A 17678-nucleotide genomic window follows, 5' to 3' on the forward strand; every position below is an offset into this window, starting at 1 on the left:
TTAGCTTATCACAATAAATATTAATCTACACTTTTTATGTAAACGCAATCAGAATGTATCTATAAATATAATTTTTAAATTGCTGCAATTTGATAAGCATAGGAGTTAATAGTTTTAATGCGTCTTTCTCAATATTTTCTTCCTATTTTAAAAGAGAATCCTAAAGAAGCAGAAGTTGTTTCACATCGATTTATGTTGCGCGCTGGTATGGTGCGTCAACAAACATCAGGAATTTATTCTTGGTTACCATTAGGAAAAAAAGTTCTTGACAAAATTTGTAAGATTATTCGTGAAGAGCAAGAACGAGCTGGTGCTTTAGAAATATTGATGCCAACGATTCAATCTGCTGATCTTTGGCGTGAAAGTACCCGTTATAATGATTATGGTCTTGAAATGTTGCGCATTAGAGATCGTCAAAACCGTGATTTACTCTATGGTCCAACTAATGAAGAGATGGTAACAGATATTTTCCGTTCATATGTTCGTTCTTATAAAGATCTTCCACTTAATCTTTATCATATTCAATGGAAATTTCGTGATGAAATTCGCCCACGTTTTGGTGTGATGCGCGCACGCGAATTTTTGATGAAAGATGCTTATTCTTTTGACCTTGATTATGAGAGTGCGAAAATATCCTATAATCGTATGTTTGTTGCTTATTTACGTACCTTTTCTCGCATTGGCTTGAAAGCAATCCCTATGCGTGCTGATACAGGTCCAATTGGTGGTGAGCTTAGTCATGAATTTATTATTTTAGCTGAAACAGGTGAAAGTTCTATATTTTGTGACAAACGATTTCTTGAATTTACTGTTCCTCCTGCTTCAATTGATTTTACTGATAAGGACATTTTGGCTGACATTGCTAAACAATGGACATCTCTATACGCTGCAACAGAAGAAATGCACAATGAAGAGGAGTGGAATAAAATTCCTACCATTAATAAGCTTGCGGCGCGCGGTATTGAGGTAGGGCATATTTTTCACTTTGGTACTAAATATTCTGCTCCAATGGGAGCAAAAGTTATGGGACAAGATGGAAAAGAGCATTTGGTCTCTATGGGATCTTATGGAATTGGACCTTCGCGTCTTGTGGCAGCAGTTATTGAATCTTCCCATGATGAACATGGTATTATTTGGCCAAAAACAATTACACCGTTTGACTTTGGTATCATTAATATGAAACCAAATAATGAAAAATGTAATTATATATGTGAAACCCTTTATCAGCAACTTACAAATGGCGGTTTTGATCTATTATTAGATGACACAAATGAGCGTCCTGGATCAAAATTTGCAACAATGGATTTAATTGGTCTTCCAATGCAAATAATTATTGGTCCTAAAAGTTTTGCACAAAACGAAGTTGAAATTAAAGACCGAAAAACAGGTGCTAGAGAAGTTTTAACTGTTGAAGCTGCACTCAACCGATTTTTTCTATAATTTGATAGGCAACATTATGAGTGTTTTTGGAAATAAAGGATTTTCATCTTATGAATTGATGATCGCTTTCCGCTATATGATTCCTAATAAAAAACATATGTTTACATCTATTATTTCAATTATTTCTTTAATTGGAATTATGTTAGGAGTTTTTGCTTTAGTTGTTGTGATGGCAGTCATGAATGGTTTTCGAACAGAGCTTCTTAATCGTATTTTAGGAATGAATGGGCACCTTGTTGTGCAAACAATTGATTCCAATTTTACTGATTATAATACTCTTATTTCTCCTCTGGAATCTATTAGGGGTATAAAATTTGTTTTACCTATTATTGAAGGACAGGTTCTTGTCCAGGGTAATGTTGAAGGAGGAACTGGAGCTTTAGTTCGTGGTGTACGTCAAAAGGATTTGGAAAAGCTTAAAACGGTAGCTCAAAATATTATCTCAGGTACACTAGCTCAGTTTGATAAAGAAGAAGGTGTTATAATTGGAAGTGGTTTGGCGGAAAAATTGGGTCTCACAATCGGAAGTGATCTTCGCATCATTACACCAAATGGTGATGACACACCCTTTGGAGTTACGCCACGTATCAAAGCTTATAAAGTAAGCGCTATCTTTGAAGTTGGTATGTCAGAATATGATTCAATATTTGTTTTTATGCCTCTTCATGAAGCACAGATTTTTTTTAATTTAGAGGAAAAAATCCAATCTTTAGAATTATTTCTTAATGATCCTGATGCCATTGATCAAATAAAGCCAATGATAGAAAAAAAAGTTAATCATCAGCTAAGTTTAATTGATTGGCGTATGAAGAATCAAGCTTTTTTTTCAGCCCTACAAATTGAACGAAATGTTATGTTTTCCATTCTCTCTCTTATTATCCTGGTTGCTGCTTTGAATATTATTTCAGGATTGATAATGCTTGTAAAAGACAAAAGCCATGATATTGCAATTCTGCGTACAATGGGAGCAAATCAAAGTGCGATTATGCATATATTTATTACCACAGGTATGGTAATTGGACTTGTTGGAACAATATTGGGTTTGATTTTAGGAATTATAGTTATTATAAATATTAATCATGTTCAGAATTTTATATCTTGGCTGTTTAATGTCGATGTTTTTAATCCTCAGCTTTATTTTTTAGCAAAATTGCCAGCACGGATTGAATGGGGGCAAACCGCTATGGTTGTTATGATGGCTTTATTTTTATCTTTTCTTGCGACACTTATTCCGGCATGGCGTGCTGCTAAATTAGATCCTGTACAAGCTTTGAGGTATGAATAATGTCTATTGTCTTAGAACTTGTCGAAATTGAAAGACATTTTTTTGATAATGATAAACCTTTAGTTATTTTAGACAAAGTTAATTTTGTTTTAAAACGTGGAGAACTTGTAGCACTTGTAGCACCCTCTGGTTCTGGAAAATCAACACTTCTTCACATCGCTGGATTATTAGAAAAACCAACATCTGGTGATATTTTATTACACGGTGTCTCTTGTGCACGATGTTCCGATAATGAGCGGACGGTAATCAGGCGAAATGATATTGGTTTTGTTTATCAATTTCATCATTTGCTTCCAGAATTTACGGCTTTAGAAAATGTTATGATTCCTCAAATGATCGCAGGATTCAAAAAATCAGTTGCGGGAGATCGTGCCCTCAAATTATTAACCTATCTTCGCGTTGCTCATCGTGCTAAACACCGTCCGTCAGAATTATCAGGAGGTGAGCAACAACGTGTTGCAATTGCACGTGCTGTAGCAAATGCACCTTCTGTACTTTTAGCTGATGAGCCTACAGGAAATCTTGATCCTGTAACTTCAGCTTATGTATTTCAAGCTTTATCAGTACTTGTTCGCCAATCTGGTCTTGCTGCTCTTATCGCTACACATAATCACGGTCTGGCCAAGCAGATGCATCGTCGAATTACACTTAAAGAAAAAAAAATTATTGAACTTCCTTAATACTGAGATACAAAATTTAGTCTAAAAAAGTAAAGCTATAATATATGTTTATTTTCAATTATTTAAGGAGATCTTTATGACAAATTTGGCCATTGATGAAAATCAATTGGATTTACGTCGTCGCAGATTGATTTTTCGCGCATGGCATCGAGGTATTCGTGAAATGGACTTGATTTTGGGTCAATATGTTGATGCACATATTGCTAGAATGAATGATCAGAAAGTTTCTGAACTTGAATATATTATGTCTTTTGAAGATCGTGATTTATTAACATGGATTACAGGGGAGATTTCTGTACCACATGAGGTAGATAGTCCACTTTTTCGCGACATTATAAATTATCGTTCTCGTATGAATTTTAATTAATCAAAATGACTATATTAAAAAAAATTATTATTCCAAAAAATACGCATGGTTATATGATTTTTGATGGTGTTGTTGATGGATTTGAAGCTTTTGCACTAACTAAATTAAGTGCAGAAATTGCTCAAAATAAACCGCTTGTTTACGTTGTCCGTGATGGAACGAAAATAGCTTATTTACAGCAAGTTTTAAATTTTATTGAACCTAAGTTACCTGTTCTTCAATTTCCTGCATGGGATTGTTTACCTTATGATCGCGTATCACCTGGGTTAGCTATTACTGCGCGTCGGCTTTCAGCTTTGGCTTATATGTCAGATCTGCGTAAAAATCCACGATCTGCAATTATATTAACAACAGCGAATACAATTATTCAAAAACTGCCACCTTGTACAATGATTGATGATCAAATTATCCATGCACGTGTTGGTCAATGCATGGATATAACACATTTGATTCAATATTTAGAACGTAATGGTTTTGAACAAGTCGCAACTGTACGTGATATTGGTGAATATGCTGTAAGAGGAGGAATTATTGATATTTTTCCTCCCAGTTATATAGAGCCTTTACGTCTTGATTTTTTTGGCCATACCTTAGAGACAATTCGCGTGTTTGATTCAGCTACACAAAGAACAATAGCGAACAAAACAGAATTATTTTTGCAACCAATAAGTGAAATTACTCTCACTCCTGAACTCATCAGCCGATTTAAAAGCAATTATATTCGTGCTTTTGGTGTACCTAAAAAAGATGACATGCTTTATGAATCTGTTTCCCAAGGGAGGCGTTTTTCAGGTATGGAGCATTGGCTCCCATTTTTTTATGAAAATCTTAATAGCTTTTTTGATCACTGTGGTAATTTACCTGTTGTTTTTGAGAATCTCATAGAAGAAGTTCTTATTGAACGTTATCGTCTTATCAAAGATTATTATAGTGCTCGCAGAGAACGCAAAAGTAATCAAGAAAATAATGTTTCTTACCATCCAATAGAGCCTAATCTTCTTTATTGGACACCAGAACAAGTTTTAACATTTATAGAACAGTCTGGTCAGCGTATTGATTTTACACCTTTTAATATTTCACAAACAGTTGAACAAACAATTATTCATGCGAATACCACACAAGGCTATAATTTTATAAAAGAACGTAATACTCCAGATAAAAATGTTTTTTCAAGTGTGGTTGATTATATTGCCTCATTGCGATCTGCTGGTAAAAAAGTACTTTTGGCTTTTTGGAGTGAAGGATCTATGGATCGCTTGCTGCAAGTTCTTGATGAACACGGGTTACAAAAAGTAGAAATTGCAAAGTCCTTACAGATTGTAAAAATAACACCACGTGATCGTATCTTAGCTGCTGTTCTAATGATAGAGCATGGTTTTGAAATTGAAGATTTTGTTATTATAGCAGAACAAGATATCCTTGGTGATCGACTAATAAGATCGTCAAAAAGGCGCAAGAATAATGCCAACTTTATTTCTGAAATTGCTTCATTAAATTCTGGTGATCTCGTTGTACATATTGATCATGGTATTGGACAGTTTATTGGTCTTAAAACTATCACGACAACTGGAATTTTACGTGATTGTTTAGAAATCAACTATGCTGGAAGCGATCGGCTATTTTTACCCGTTGAAAATATTGAACTTCTATCCCGTTATGGATCAGAAAATACGAATGTAACGTTGGATAAATTAGGGAGTGTTGGTTGGCAAACACGTAAAGCACGTCTTAAAAAGCATTTGTTGAAAATTGCTAATCAACTAATCTGTATAGCTGCAGAACGCACTACACGTTCTGCACCTGTTTTAATCCCGCCAGTAGGCCTTTTTGATGAATTTGTTGCATGTTTTCCTTATGAAGAAACGAATGATCAAATAGATGCAATTGATGCTGTTTTAGATGATTTAGCATCAGGAAAACCAATGGATCGTTTAATATGCGGTGATGTTGGCTTTGGTAAAACAGAAGTTGCTATTCGAAGTGCTTTTGTTGCAGCATTAAATGGTTATCAAGTTGCTGTTGTTGTGCCTACAACTTTGCTTTCACGACAACATCACAAGACCTTTATGGCGCGTTTTCAAGGGTTGCCAGTTAAGATTGCTCATTTGTCAAGGCTTGTAAAAGCGAAAGAATTAGCACAAGTTAAAAAAGGTATTTCAAAAGGTACGATTGACATTGTTATTGGAACGCATGCATTACTCAATGACTCAGTCAATTTTTCACGGTTAGGGCTTCTTATCATTGATGAAGAACAGCACTTTGGAGTAAAACATAAAGAGCGTCTAAAAGGGCTAAAAGGTGATATTCATGTTCTTACACTTTCAGCTACTCCTATACCAAGAACTTTAAGCCTTGCTTTATCAGGACTACGTGAACTTTCATTAATCACGACTCCACCTATTGATAGAATGGCTGTACGTACTTTTATCTCGCCTTTTGATGTAATGGTTATACGCGAAACATTATTGCGCGAATATTATCGAGGTGGACAAAGTTTTTATGTTTGTCCTCGTATTTCTGATCTTTCTTATGTAGAAGAATATCTCAAAACACATGTGCCTGAACTTAAATTTGTTATAGCACATGGACAAATGCCAGCTGGACAACTTGATGATATTATGAATGCATTTTATGATGGACAATTTGATGTATTACTTTCAACCACTATCATTGAATCAGGTCTTGATATCCCGACAGCTAATACATTAATTGTGCATCGTGCTGAAATGTTTGGCCTTTCTGCGCTATATCAGTTACGTGGTAGAGTAGGGCGTTCAAAACAACGCGCTTATGCGCTTTTTACTTTTCCTTCTGGTAAAGTTTTAATTCCTGCAGCAGATCGTCGTCTTAAAGTTTTGCAATCTCTTGATACATTAGGTGCAGGTTTTCAACTAGCTAGTCATGATATGGATATTCGAGGTTCAGGAAATTTATTGGGTGAAGAACAATCAGGACACATTAAAGAAGTTGGATTTGAACTCTATCAAAAAATGCTTGAAGAAGCTGTTACTGAATTAAAAGATGGTGAACATAAAATCGATAATCAGTGGTCACCTCAAATTTCTCTTGGTACAACAGTGATCATACCAGAAAGTTTTGTCCCTGATTTATCATTACGTATGGCGCTCTATCGTCGTTTGACAGAGCTTAATAAGCTAGAACAAATTGATGAATTTGGAGCTGAATTAATTGACCGCTTTGGTCCCTTACCACTCGAAGTTCAACACTTACTTAAAGTCTTTTATATCAAAATATTATGTCGAAAAGCACATGTGGAAAAATTAGATGCTGGACCAAAAGGGATTGTTATACAGTTTCGCAATAATTACTTTGAAAATGGTATTGCTCTTATTCAATGGGTTGAAAAACAAGGCTCTATGGCAAAAATTCGACCCGATCAAAGCATTGTCCTTATTCGTGATTGGACTACAATAAATGAAAGACTTATTGGTGCAGTAACTATTATGACACAACTTACAGAAATGGTAACAGAACATACTGTTTAGTAACTTTTAAAATTAAAAATTAGCATAAAAAAATTGCTAATTATAAGCTCTTTTGTTACTTAATTTAATATTTGGAGTAAAGTATAATTATTCTAAATCTACATTATCAGAGATTTTAATATTTTATACAGAAAAAGAAATCCTAGAAAGAAATGTTTAGTGAAGAAGAATCTAAAAACTCTTATGTTTATATTTTCTTGAGAAAAAAACTCCACTAAAATAGAGAAACTTGTGGACCAACAAGATGAGTCTTGGAACGAATTAAAATTATATCTTCACTATTAGAAAAACGTTTTATCGCAAAAAAGTCTTAAGTAAGAGAATATCAATAAAACCAAATTGAAACAAGTTTAATCTAAACACACGGAATGAAGTATTTTCTTATTCAAATGTAATTTAGTCTTTCCTCTCATGTATATACTTTTATATTAAATATATTAAAAATTTTTTTCAATAAAAAAGATTTGAAATAACCTTCAGAAGGCTGTTTTTTCATTATTTTTTTACTCACACCACCAAGTTTGAAGACGAAAACCATATAACGATGTATACGCAGGATGTTTTAAATATGACCATCTTGCTATCCACTGTTTAGGTAAATGATAAAGCGGTATATAATAACTGCCAGAAATTAGAATTCTATCCAATGCGCGCACTGCTGCAATGAACTCGGTATCTGAGCGTGCATCAAGTATTGCTGTTATCATAGCATCTACAGCGGGATCAGATGCTCCTGCAAAATTAAAACTGCCTTTCAAATTTCGAGAAACAGAAGCCCAACGATTTATTTGTTCATTACCAGGTGACAGAGAATTTTTTAATTTACCAATGATCATATCATAATTAAATATTCCTAAGCGATTTTGATATTGACTATCATCAACAGTTCTTATCTCAACATCAATACCAAGACGTGATAAAGTGCTCTGAAATGCAAGAGCAACTTTTTCTTCTTCAAATGCTTGAGTCATAATTTCAAATTTAAAAGGCAAACCATCAGGAGTGATAGCCTTATTGTTTTTTCTAGTAAAGCCTGCTTCTTGTAGAAGCTTCCAAGCCTTTTGAGCAGATTCACGCTCCATACCTGATCCATCTGTTTTAGGAATACGCCAATGTCCATTCATTACTTCAGGCAGAACAGCATCAAGATAAGGCGCCAAGAGTTCTTTTTCTTTTTCACTTGCTGGTTTTCCAATAGATGAAAGAACAGATCCATCCCAATAACCCTCTGTTCTAGTATATATATCATTAAAAAGGTGATGATTAATCCACCCAAAATCAAAAAGCATTGAAAGTGCTTGGCGTACTTTTCTATCTTTAAAAATAGAACGACGTGTATTAAAAACAAAACCAATGAGATCGGCAGGTGTACCTTTCGAAAAAATTTCTTTTATAACTCGCCCTTCGCGAACGGCTGGAAAATTATAAGAAAGCCGCCAGCGATTTGGATTGGTTTCAATGAAAATATCAACTAAACCTTTTTTAAAAGCTTCAAAGTGAGCAGTATCATTGCGAAAATACTCTATTTGAATAGTATCAAAATTATTTAAGCCCCTATTAACAGCAAGATTCTTACCCCAATAATCGGGATTACGCTTATAGATGATCCGTTCTCCTGGATCAACATGCTCAATAATATAGGGACCACTTCCTGGAATTTTAACTAAGCCGTTTTTCTCAAAATCATCAACATTAATAGCATGTTTTGGTAATACTGGCATTACACTTGCTAAAAGAAGCGGAAATTCACGATCTTTTGAGTGTGGAAAACGCATTTTAATACCATGAGAACCAATTTTTTCAATAGACGCTATGCGTTTCATATATCTGTCAAAAGGTGGTCTTCCTTTATCTTTAAGCAGTTTGACTGTGAATAAAACATCTTCAACTGTTATAAACTTTCCATCTGAAAAACGAGCTTTCGGATTAAGAAAAAAAGTAATTTCAGTACGTTCATCATTTAATTCAACTTTTTCTGCAAGAAGACTGTATAGCGTAAAAGCTTCATCCCGAGAACGTACCATCATTGTTTCATAAACAAGACCAGAAAATTGTTCATCAGCTAAAAGACCTCGCGCAGTTGTTCGAAAGCTACGGATAACAAATGGGTTTAATCCATTAAATGTCCCAACAACTCCATAGGTAATTTTTCCTTTTTTGTTTGCATTAGGATCAGCATAAGGAAAATAGTCAAAATTATTTGATAATTTCGGTGTTCCGTGCATGGCAATACCATTTGCTATAGCACTATAACAATAAAGAAGAATTATTAAAGCCGGAAAAAATTTACAATAACAAAAGCTATGGCATAACATAGTGTTTTATTTCATAATGATATAAAATTGATTCTTTGAATTCTACCTCATAGATTAGGATATTTTATGAATGAATTAAAAAAAAGCTAATAAGATAAAAAATATTCTATACATAATATATTAAAAGAGTAAATTATTTATTCAATGAGATTTCTTTTTCTAGATTTTACTTTTTTCTTTATGTTAAAGTAAGAAAAATAAAAAATACCATTCTATAATTTAATTATACTTAATTGAAAATTATGTTTAATGTTCTATCTGGAAGTTATTATATTTAGGAAATTATTCTAAAAGCGTATTGAAAGGATTAACTTAATCATGTCGCATAAAAATATTTACTTTTCTATTTCATTATTAGCTGGAGCTATTGCTTCTTTTCTTTCCATCCATACTCCAACAAATGCACAGAGTTTATCTCAAGGATGGTATAAAGTTTGCAATAAACAGCATGATGTTGATATTTGTAATACCATGAACACTATTGTATCACAGACCGGTCAGCCTTTGACAGCTATTAATTTAGTCGAAATAAAGGGCAAACAAAATGAAAAACGCATAGGTCTTCAAGTGCCTACGGGACGTTTATTACCAGAAGGTGTTCATATTCAAATTGGGAATGATTTCTCTAAAAAAATTCCTTATGTTATTTGTAATGGAACGAGCTGTATTGCCAATGATGTTTTAGATGATAAACTAATTTCTGCTATGAAAGCTGGCTCAAAAATGGTTATAACAACTGTTAATTTCCGCGGTACAGCCAATCCTATAGAATTTTCTCTTAAAGGATTTACCAATGCATATACAGGTCCTGGTATAGATGAAAAGGCTTTCCAACAAGAACAAACAAAATTGCAGCAAGCCATTCAGTCAAAGCAAAAAGAGATTGAAGATCGTATGAGAGCTGAACAAGAAAAGGCAAAACAAATAATAAATTAAAGAAAAAGTTTGAAAAGCTTTTTAAAGGTATCTTTTGATATTTGTTCATTTAAACCGCTATAGAATATCTCCATAGCGGTTTTTCATTACTTATTTTTTGAGAAAAAACCTTTGCGTTTCCACCAACCAACACGCTCAGTTTTTTTATCAGTTTCAGTTTCTACCCCTGATGAGGTCACAACAGGCTCAGTAGGTGCTGTTATAACTGTAGGAGGAATTTGTTCAACAATTTTTTTGATTACAGGTTCTTGTTCTGTTATTTTAGTCGTTTGAACAGATTTCTCAGTCTCTGCTTTTCTTCGTGCCCTTAGCTTTGATTTTTTTGTATTTATAGAAATTTTTTCATTCACTTCATTTGTGAATTCATTTATTTCTTTTATTTTAGACTGCTGATTAAATTTGGTGACTAATTTTTCTTCAACAAATTCTTCTTGTTTTAATGTTATTATATTTTTGTCCTTTGCAAGATTCCATTTATTTTTTACAGAATCTGAAGACTTCACATTATGCTTTGTAGATTTGATAGCAATATGAGCTTTCTGCTGTGTGCTGATTAAGTGCCTCTTATAACGGGTATCTTTATTAAATCCAACGGGCTCAGCTGCTGGAATATTATACTGGCGATATTCTGCTTTAATTTCTTCTAAAGCTTGCTTGGCGAAATCTCCAACAGGTTCTGCATAAGGAATAGGAAACTGATAATTATTATTCTGATTACGCCAACCTCCGCCGCGTCCACGACGACGTCCACGACGACGGGCATCATCATTTTGAGTGTCATTTTTATGAACATTAGAAAGAATGCTATCGTTATTAGATTCAATTTGGTTTTTTTTACGCTGACGTCGTTTTTTATTTTCAACTGATGTTGTATTTTCATTAGTTTTGCTTGTAATTGAGACAGCATTTTCAATTTCTTTTTTATCATTATCCTCGATAACTGCCGAAGAAAAAGATTTTCCCTTTGCTATTGAGCCTTTAGAAATAGCAAAATGCTGCGTTCCAATATTATTGTCTGCTTCAATATTAATATTAAGCCCAAAACGCATCTCTAAATTAACAAGAATATTGCGTTTATGATTTAGCACATAGAGTGCTGTCTCTACGGGTGTGCGTACAATAATATTATACTGTGAGTTTCGGAGAAGATACTCTTCAATAGAACGCACAACATGTAAAGCGATCGATGATTCAGAGCGTATACTTCCAGTTCCAGCGCAATGCGGGCAAGGTTGTGTAGTGCTTTCTAGAACAGATACACGAATACGTTGACGACTCATTTCCATAAGGCCAAAATGTGAAATATGACCAACCTGAATACGAGCGCGATCGTTCTTTAAACAATCTTTCAATTTTTTTTCTACAAGCTTAATATTACGGGTTTCTAGCATATCAATAAAATCAATCACAATTAAACCTGAGAGATCACGTAAACGTAATTGACGCGCTATTTCTTCTGCAGCTTCAAGATTGGTTTGTAATGCTGTTTTTTCAACAGAATGTTCTTTAGTAGAACGACCAGAGTTTACATCAATAGCGACGAGTGCTTCTGTTTGATTAATTACAAGATAGCCTCCAGATTTCAAACTAACCTGTGGATGCAAAATTTTATCAAGCTGAGTCTCGATATCATTATGTGCAAAAATAGGAATAGGATTACGATAGGGTTGAACAACTTTTGCATGACTTGGCATAAGCATGCGCATAAAGTCTTTAGCTTCACGGTATCCTTGATCACCTGCAACAAGAATTTCATTAATATCTTTACTATAAAGATCGCGAATAGAACGCTTTATAAGGTTACTTTCTTCATGAATTAGACATGGCGCTGTTGATTCAAGTGTCAAGGTGCGAATAGTATCCCATAACCGCATGAGGTATTCATAATCACGTTTAATTTCAGCTTTTGTTCTATTCGCTCCAGCTGTTCGCAAAATAACTCCCATACCTTTTGGAACTGCTAATTCTTTTACAATTTCTTTAAGACGTTTGCGATCTTGTATATTAGTGATCTTCCGTGAAATACCACCCCCTCGAGCTGTGTTAGGCATTAAAACAGAATAGCGACCAGCTAATGACAAATAAGTCGTAAGTGCTGCACCTTTATTACCACGTTCTTCTTTAATGACTTGGATTAATAAAATTTGACGACGTTTAATTACCTCTTGAATTTTATATTGACGTCCCTGTTTACGGCGATAGGTAGGTAATTCTTCAAGTGCATCTTCTGACCCAACCATTTCAATGCAATCATTAGAAAAATCAAGTATTTCTTCGGTATCATCAGCTATAATTTCTTCAGATATGATATCAATTTCAATATCCGTTGCCATAACACTATTGCTTTTATCTTTTTTTGTTGTCTTTAAGCGTTTTTTGTTTTGTGTTGTTTCTTCAATGGGATCATCATCATAGCTTTCATTAATAGCAGCCTTCTCTTCTTCAAGAAGAGCAAGACGATCGGCAATAGGAATTTGATAATAATCAGGATGAATTTCTGCAAAGGTTAAAAAACCATGACGGTTACCACCATATTCAACAAAAGCAGCTTGAAGTGATGGTTCTATACGCGAAACACGTGCTAGATAAATATTCCCTTTAAGTTGTTTTTTATGTTCTGACTCAAAGTCAAGTTCTTCAATTTTATTATCGTGAACGACAACAACACGTGTTTCCTCTGGATGAGAGGCATCGATAAGCATTTTGTTTGACATAAGTTAAAATCCTGAAGGCAACATGCATAACTTTATTCAAACCAACAGTAAAACTATTTGCAAAAATAAAGAGCTGTCTGCCATAAAAAAAGGAGGCCGATGTAACAGAACAGATCCTTATGCACAAACACATTATAGCACTTATTACTATTTTTTCTGTCTGTTTTATGTGACTCATATTTTGAAGTCTCCGGCAAAACAATTTCGAAAATAGTTCAGATAACCGAACCAATGAATCTTAAATAACGCAATCCTACTTATTGAGGAATAAAGACTTTTCGCTTAATAAAAAGCCTAAATGCATAGTATGCGATAAACCTTTTAAAGACAACTTAACACGAATTATCAATAAATTTGTCAATATTAGATGATTATATCGCCTAAGAATCTTAAGGTATTCTTTTATGTTGATATTATGCTTTTGGCAAGTAATAATATAAATCTTAGAAAAGACAACAATATAATCAATGCATTAATTTGATTTTTTTTGATATTTATGGCTAAAAAATTCAGCATCTAATTGAAAAACATAACGTATACTTTGAAAGTAATAACAAATAAGAAACTAATGATTAAACGATTCTTTAGCAAAAAGTCGAAAACTGATTATAGGAATGTTTTTTTACATTTTGCATGCTATTCATTACTTTTTTTAATGTTTCAGGTTCATATTCAAGCTGCTAATACATTAAAACTTATTAATTTAAGAACCATTAGTGATAACTCATCCACACGTATTATTGCAGTTTTTAATGCTGAACCCAATTTTCACTTAAAGATTTTAGATACACCTACACGTTTAGTTATTAATTTACCGATGGTTGATTTTTCAATGCAGAATAAATTTCCAAATAACCAAAATATGTTATCAGATATGCTATTGGATGTGCATTATGATTCTTCTGATATGCGAGCTTCGCGCATTATTTTTACGAGTAAAACCACTTTTGCCATAAAAAATAGTAGAGTGAAAAAATTAGACAATGGCTTATGGCAAATATTAATTGATATTACTCAAAACTCACAGAAAGATTTTAATGAAATATTGAAAAATCAACAACAAATCCATCATGATATAACAAAACAAACAAATACAAAGAGTCATTTTCGTGTTGTTCTTGATCCTGGTCATGGTGGAAGTGATAGTGGTGCACGAGGTATTACTGGAATTTTAGAAAAAAATATAACACTTACTTTTGCTCGTGCATTACGGGATGAATTAGAAAAAGACTCTAATATTCATGTCTTTTTAACACGTGATGCTGACGAATTTTTAAAATTAGGCGAAAGAGTCAAAAAAACACAAGATTTTGATGCTGATCTTTTTATCTCTATTCATGCAGATAGTATTAATATTCATTCTTTGCGCGGAGCTACAGTATATACTCTTTCTGATAAAGCATCTGATGCGATTGCAAAATCTTTAGCTGATCATGAAAACAAAGTAGATCTTCTTGATGGATTAACAGCAGAAGAAATACCAGAAGTTACAGATATTTTAATTGATCTTATTCGACGTGAAACTCAAATGTTCTCGATTAATTTCGCTGATCGTGTTATTTTGAACTTATCAAAGAATAAAATCAATTTAATAAATAAACCTCATCGATATGCTGATTTTCTAGTTTTAAAAGCTTCAAATATTCCTTCTGTTTTGATAGAAATAGGCTATTTATCTAATAAAGAGGATGAACAATTATTAAATGATCCTCAATGGAGAAAACGAATGATTGTTGCTATTGCTGATTCCATTCGCCAATTTGCAGCAGAGCAACAGAAAATTATGCAATCGCTTTAAATATATGGGGAAATTAGAGTAAACGATATTAATCTTAGTATGAAAAATAAATAATAATCTTGTATTTGTCTCAATTCAGTGAAAATTACATCCTATCAGCAACAAATAAAATATGTTTCTTCTGATCTAATTCTAAAGAAAGTGATACCTATTTCAATGATGATTTTTTTTAGATATTTTCTCAGTTTTCTTAAAGCTATTGCGCTTTGTGGAATAATGATGTTTGCTATAATGACTCCTAGTCAAGCTAAAGCGATTCCTGATTATGAGGTTCTTTCACTATATGAGCCACCTGTGATGACACGTGTTCATGCTGCAAATGGTCATCTTATGGCAGAATTTGCTACAAAACATCGTCTTTATTTATCAATCAAATCAATACCGAAAATTCTTAAAGAAGCTTTTATTTCAGCTGAAGATAAGAATTTTTACCATCATTTCGGTTTAGATCCTCAAGGGCTCTCTAGGGCTCTAATCAAAAATATTATGAACATTGGTTCTGGCCAACGTCCAGAGGGAGCTTCAACAATTACACAGCAGGTCGCCAAAAACTTTCTTTTAAGTTCAGATGCAACACTTGAACGTAAACTAAAAGAAGCTATCTTAGCAATGCGTATTGAGAAAACTTATTCAAAAGATCATATTCTTGAGCTTTATCTCAACGAAATTTACCTTGGTCGTTCTACTTATGGCATTGCAGCAGCTTCACTGGCTTATTTCAATAAGTCTGTGAGTGAACTTTCTTTAGAAGAATGTGCCTATTTAGCTGCTCTTCCTAAAGGTCCAGCAAATTATGATCCATTTAAGCATACACAACGTGCTATTGATCGGAGAAATTGGGTTATAGATAGGATGATTTTAAATGGATATGTAACACCAGAACAAGGTGAGCAAGCTAAAAAAAAGCCTTTGGGAACAATAATACGTGGTCGTGAAAACTATGTTTTTGCTGCTGATTATTTTACTGAAGAAATACGCCGTTATCTAATAAATCACTATGGAGCTACAACCCTTTATGAAGGTGGGCTTTCAGTTCGCACAACACTTGATCCGAATTTGCAGCTTATTGCGCAGCGTTCTTTGAGAAATGGCTTAATTAAATTTGATCATTTGCAAGGATGGCGTGGAGCTTATAAACATATCAATATTCAAGATGATTGGAATACTGCGCTCAAAGGAATTACTGCTCTAAGCGATTTACCTGAATGGCGTTTAGCAGTTGTTCTTTCTACTGCGGGAAATACAATAAAGATTGGTTTGCAACCACAGCGTCAAAATTCAGTTTTACTATCACAAAAAAAAGAAATTGCTTTATTATCCGAGTCTGAATCAAAATGGGCACTGAGTGCTATTGACAAAAATGGTCATCGGAAAACTGCTCATAACTTATCGAATGTCTTGCATGTTGGAGATGTTATTTTTGTTGAAAAAATATCAAATAGTAATGATATTTACCGTTTACAACAAATCCCAAAAATTGAAGGGGCTATTGTTGCTATGGAACCTCATACAGGACGTGTTCTTGCAATGGTAGGAGGATTTTCCTTTTCTGAATCTCAATTTAATCGTGCAACGCAAGCTTATCGCCAAACAGGTTCTGCTTTTAAGCCCTTTGTTTATGCTGCAGCACTTGATAATGGATATACACCAGCATCAGTAATTTTAGATGGTCCTGTTGAGGTGCGTCAAACTAATGGGCAAATCTGGCGACCTAAAAATTATGGTGGTACATTTGCAGGACCTTCTACATTACGTTATGGAATTGAGTATTCTCGTAACCTTATGACTGTACGACTTGCCAATGATATGGGCATGCCTCTTGTTTCTGAATATGCAGAACGTTTCGGTCTTACAGATAAATTGCAACCTTACCTTCCCATGGCTTTAGGAGCTGGAGAAACAACACTTTTACGGATGGTAACAGCTTATTCAGTTATTGCTAATGGTGGACGTTCTATTAAACCTTCTCTCATAGATCGAATTCAAGATCGTTACGGAAGAACTATTTACCGTCATGATAATCGTCTATGTGAAAATTGTAATGTTCAATCGTGGAACAATCAAAGCGAACCAACACTAATTGATGAACGAGATCAAGTTCTTGACTCTATGACAGCTTATCAAATTACATCTATGATGGAAGGAGCTGTTCAACGTGGTACAGCCGCACGTTTACGTTATCTTAATCGACATATCGCTGGTAAAACAGGTACAACCAATAATTCTAAAGATATATGGTTCATAGGATTTACACCTGATCTCGTGGTCGGTGTTTTCATGGGGTATGATCAACCAGCTTCATTGGGATATAACGGAACAGGAAGTTCATTAGGGGTACCAATTTTTGGTGAGTTTATACAAGCTGCTTTGAAAGACAAACCAGATGTACCGTTTAAAGTGCCAGAAGATATGATTTTAATGCCAATTAATCGCAAAACAGGTATGCTCGCTCAAACAGAAGATGATGACGTTATCATAGAAGCATTTAAACCAGGAACTGGCCCTGCTGATATATATCAAGTGATTGGTGGAACAGACTTTTTTCAAGAAGGGGTCCCAACAGTTACCACTTCTCCACAAGTGAATAAAGCTCTTCAAGATGGTGGCGGTGGATTATATTAATTGGAAAGTAATTTT

At 34.0% G+C, this 17678-nt stretch carries 9 protein-coding genes and 1 pseudogene; 8 read left to right on the top strand and 2 right to left on the bottom strand.

The window, feature by feature from the left end; all coding sequences use genetic code 11:
* The first annotated feature begins 117 nt into the window (after positions 1 to 117).
* The 5 genes from proS (at position 118) to mfd (ending at position 7278) form a co-directional block, all read left to right on the top strand.
* Positions 118 to 1440 carry a proline--tRNA ligase gene (gene proS / locus BJB63x_RS02825; protein WP_078718923.1) on the top strand — a complete coding sequence of 441 codons (1323 nt, stop codon included), beginning with the start codon at positions 118 to 120 and terminating at the stop codon, positions 1438 to 1440.
* Positions 1441 to 1456: 16 nt separating this feature from the next.
* Positions 1457 to 2725, top strand: coding sequence for a lipoprotein-releasing ABC transporter permease subunit (locus BJB63x_RS02830; protein ID WP_078718924.1), 1269 nt, complete (start codon positions 1457 to 1459; stop codon positions 2723 to 2725).
* Entirely contained in the window at positions 2725 to 3405 is a 681-nt protein-coding gene (locus BJB63x_RS02835; RefSeq protein WP_078718925.1) for an ABC transporter ATP-binding protein, read from the top strand. Before BJB63x_RS02830 ends, BJB63x_RS02835 begins: the two co-directional genes overlap by 1 nt.
* 76 nt (positions 3406 to 3481) lie before the next feature.
* On the top strand, positions 3482 to 3772 hold the full coding sequence (locus BJB63x_RS02840; RefSeq protein WP_078718926.1) for an FAD assembly factor SdhE: 291 nt from the start codon (positions 3482 to 3484) through the stop codon (positions 3770 to 3772).
* 5 nt (positions 3773 to 3777) lie between these two features.
* Complete coding sequence (mfd, locus tag BJB63x_RS02845; RefSeq protein WP_078719635.1) at positions 3778 to 7278, top strand: transcription-repair coupling factor; 3501 nt, start codon at positions 3778 to 3780, stop codon at positions 7276 to 7278.
* Positions 7279 to 7781: 503 nt separating this feature from the next.
* Here mfd and BJB63x_RS02850 read toward each other — a convergent pair.
* Positions 7782 to 9503, bottom strand: a complete 1722-nt coding sequence (locus BJB63x_RS02850; RefSeq protein ID WP_236823881.1) for an extracellular solute-binding protein — start codon at positions 9501 to 9503, stop codon at positions 7782 to 7784.
* Positions 9504 to 9911: 408 nt separating this feature from the next.
* On the opposite strand from BJB63x_RS02850, the gene BJB63x_RS02855 reads away from it, so the two are divergent.
* Positions 9912 to 10529 carry an invasion associated locus B family protein gene (locus tag BJB63x_RS02855; RefSeq protein WP_078718929.1) on the top strand — a complete coding sequence of 206 codons (618 nt, stop codon included), beginning with the start codon at positions 9912 to 9914 and terminating at the stop codon, positions 10527 to 10529.
* A gap of 625 nt (positions 10530 to 11154) precedes the next feature.
* On the opposite strand, the pseudogene BJB63x_RS02860 reads toward BJB63x_RS02855, so the two are convergent.
* Positions 11155 to 13243 (bottom strand): annotated as a pseudogene (locus BJB63x_RS02860) (Rne/Rng family ribonuclease); the annotation flags it as partial.
* Positions 13244 to 13811: 568 nt separating this feature from the next.
* On the opposite strand from BJB63x_RS02860, the gene BJB63x_RS02865 reads away from it, so the two are divergent.
* Together BJB63x_RS02865 and BJB63x_RS02870 are read left to right on the top strand one after the other, a co-directional pair.
* Positions 13812 to 15041, top strand: coding sequence for an N-acetylmuramoyl-L-alanine amidase family protein (locus tag BJB63x_RS02865; RefSeq protein ID WP_078718930.1), 1230 nt, complete (start codon positions 13812 to 13814; stop codon positions 15039 to 15041).
* Between the two features lie 156 nt (positions 15042 to 15197).
* On the top strand, positions 15198 to 17663 hold the full coding sequence (locus tag BJB63x_RS02870; protein ID WP_078718931.1) for a penicillin-binding protein 1A: 2466 nt from the start codon (positions 15198 to 15200) through the stop codon (positions 17661 to 17663).
* Positions 17664 to 17678 lie beyond the last annotated feature (15 nt).

Source organism: Bartonella sp. JB63, assembly GCF_002022665.1.
In the GTDB taxonomy this organism is placed as follows: domain Bacteria; phylum Pseudomonadota; class Alphaproteobacteria; order Rhizobiales; family Rhizobiaceae; genus Bartonella.

Excerpts from the sequence above, each read along its gene's own strand:
- BJB63x_RS02855 (WP_078718929.1), top strand. The coding sequence starts at position 9,912 with ATGTCGCATAAAAATATTTACTTTTCTATTTCATTATTAGCTGGAGCT.
- BJB63x_RS02870 (WP_078718931.1), top strand. The coding sequence starts at position 15,198 with ATGATGATTTTTTTTAGATATTTTCTCAGTTTTCTTAAAGCTATTGCG.
- BJB63x_RS02830 (WP_078718924.1), top strand. The coding sequence starts at position 1,457 with ATGAGTGTTTTTGGAAATAAAGGATTTTCATCTTATGAATTGATGATC.
- BJB63x_RS02840 (WP_078718926.1), top strand. The coding sequence starts at position 3,482 with ATGACAAATTTGGCCATTGATGAAAATCAATTGGATTTACGTCGTCGC.
- BJB63x_RS02850 (WP_236823881.1), bottom strand. The coding sequence starts at position 9,503 with ATGCACGGAACACCGAAATTATCAAATAATTTTGACTATTTTCCTTAT.
- BJB63x_RS02865 (WP_078718930.1), top strand. The coding sequence starts at position 13,812 with ATGATTAAACGATTCTTTAGCAAAAAGTCGAAAACTGATTATAGGAAT.
- mfd (WP_078719635.1), top strand. The coding sequence starts at position 3,778 with ATGACTATATTAAAAAAAATTATTATTCCAAAAAATACGCATGGTTAT.
- proS (WP_078718923.1), top strand. The coding sequence starts at position 118 with ATGCGTCTTTCTCAATATTTTCTTCCTATTTTAAAAGAGAATCCTAAA.
- BJB63x_RS02835 (WP_078718925.1), top strand. The coding sequence starts at position 2,725 with ATGTCTATTGTCTTAGAACTTGTCGAAATTGAAAGACATTTTTTTGAT.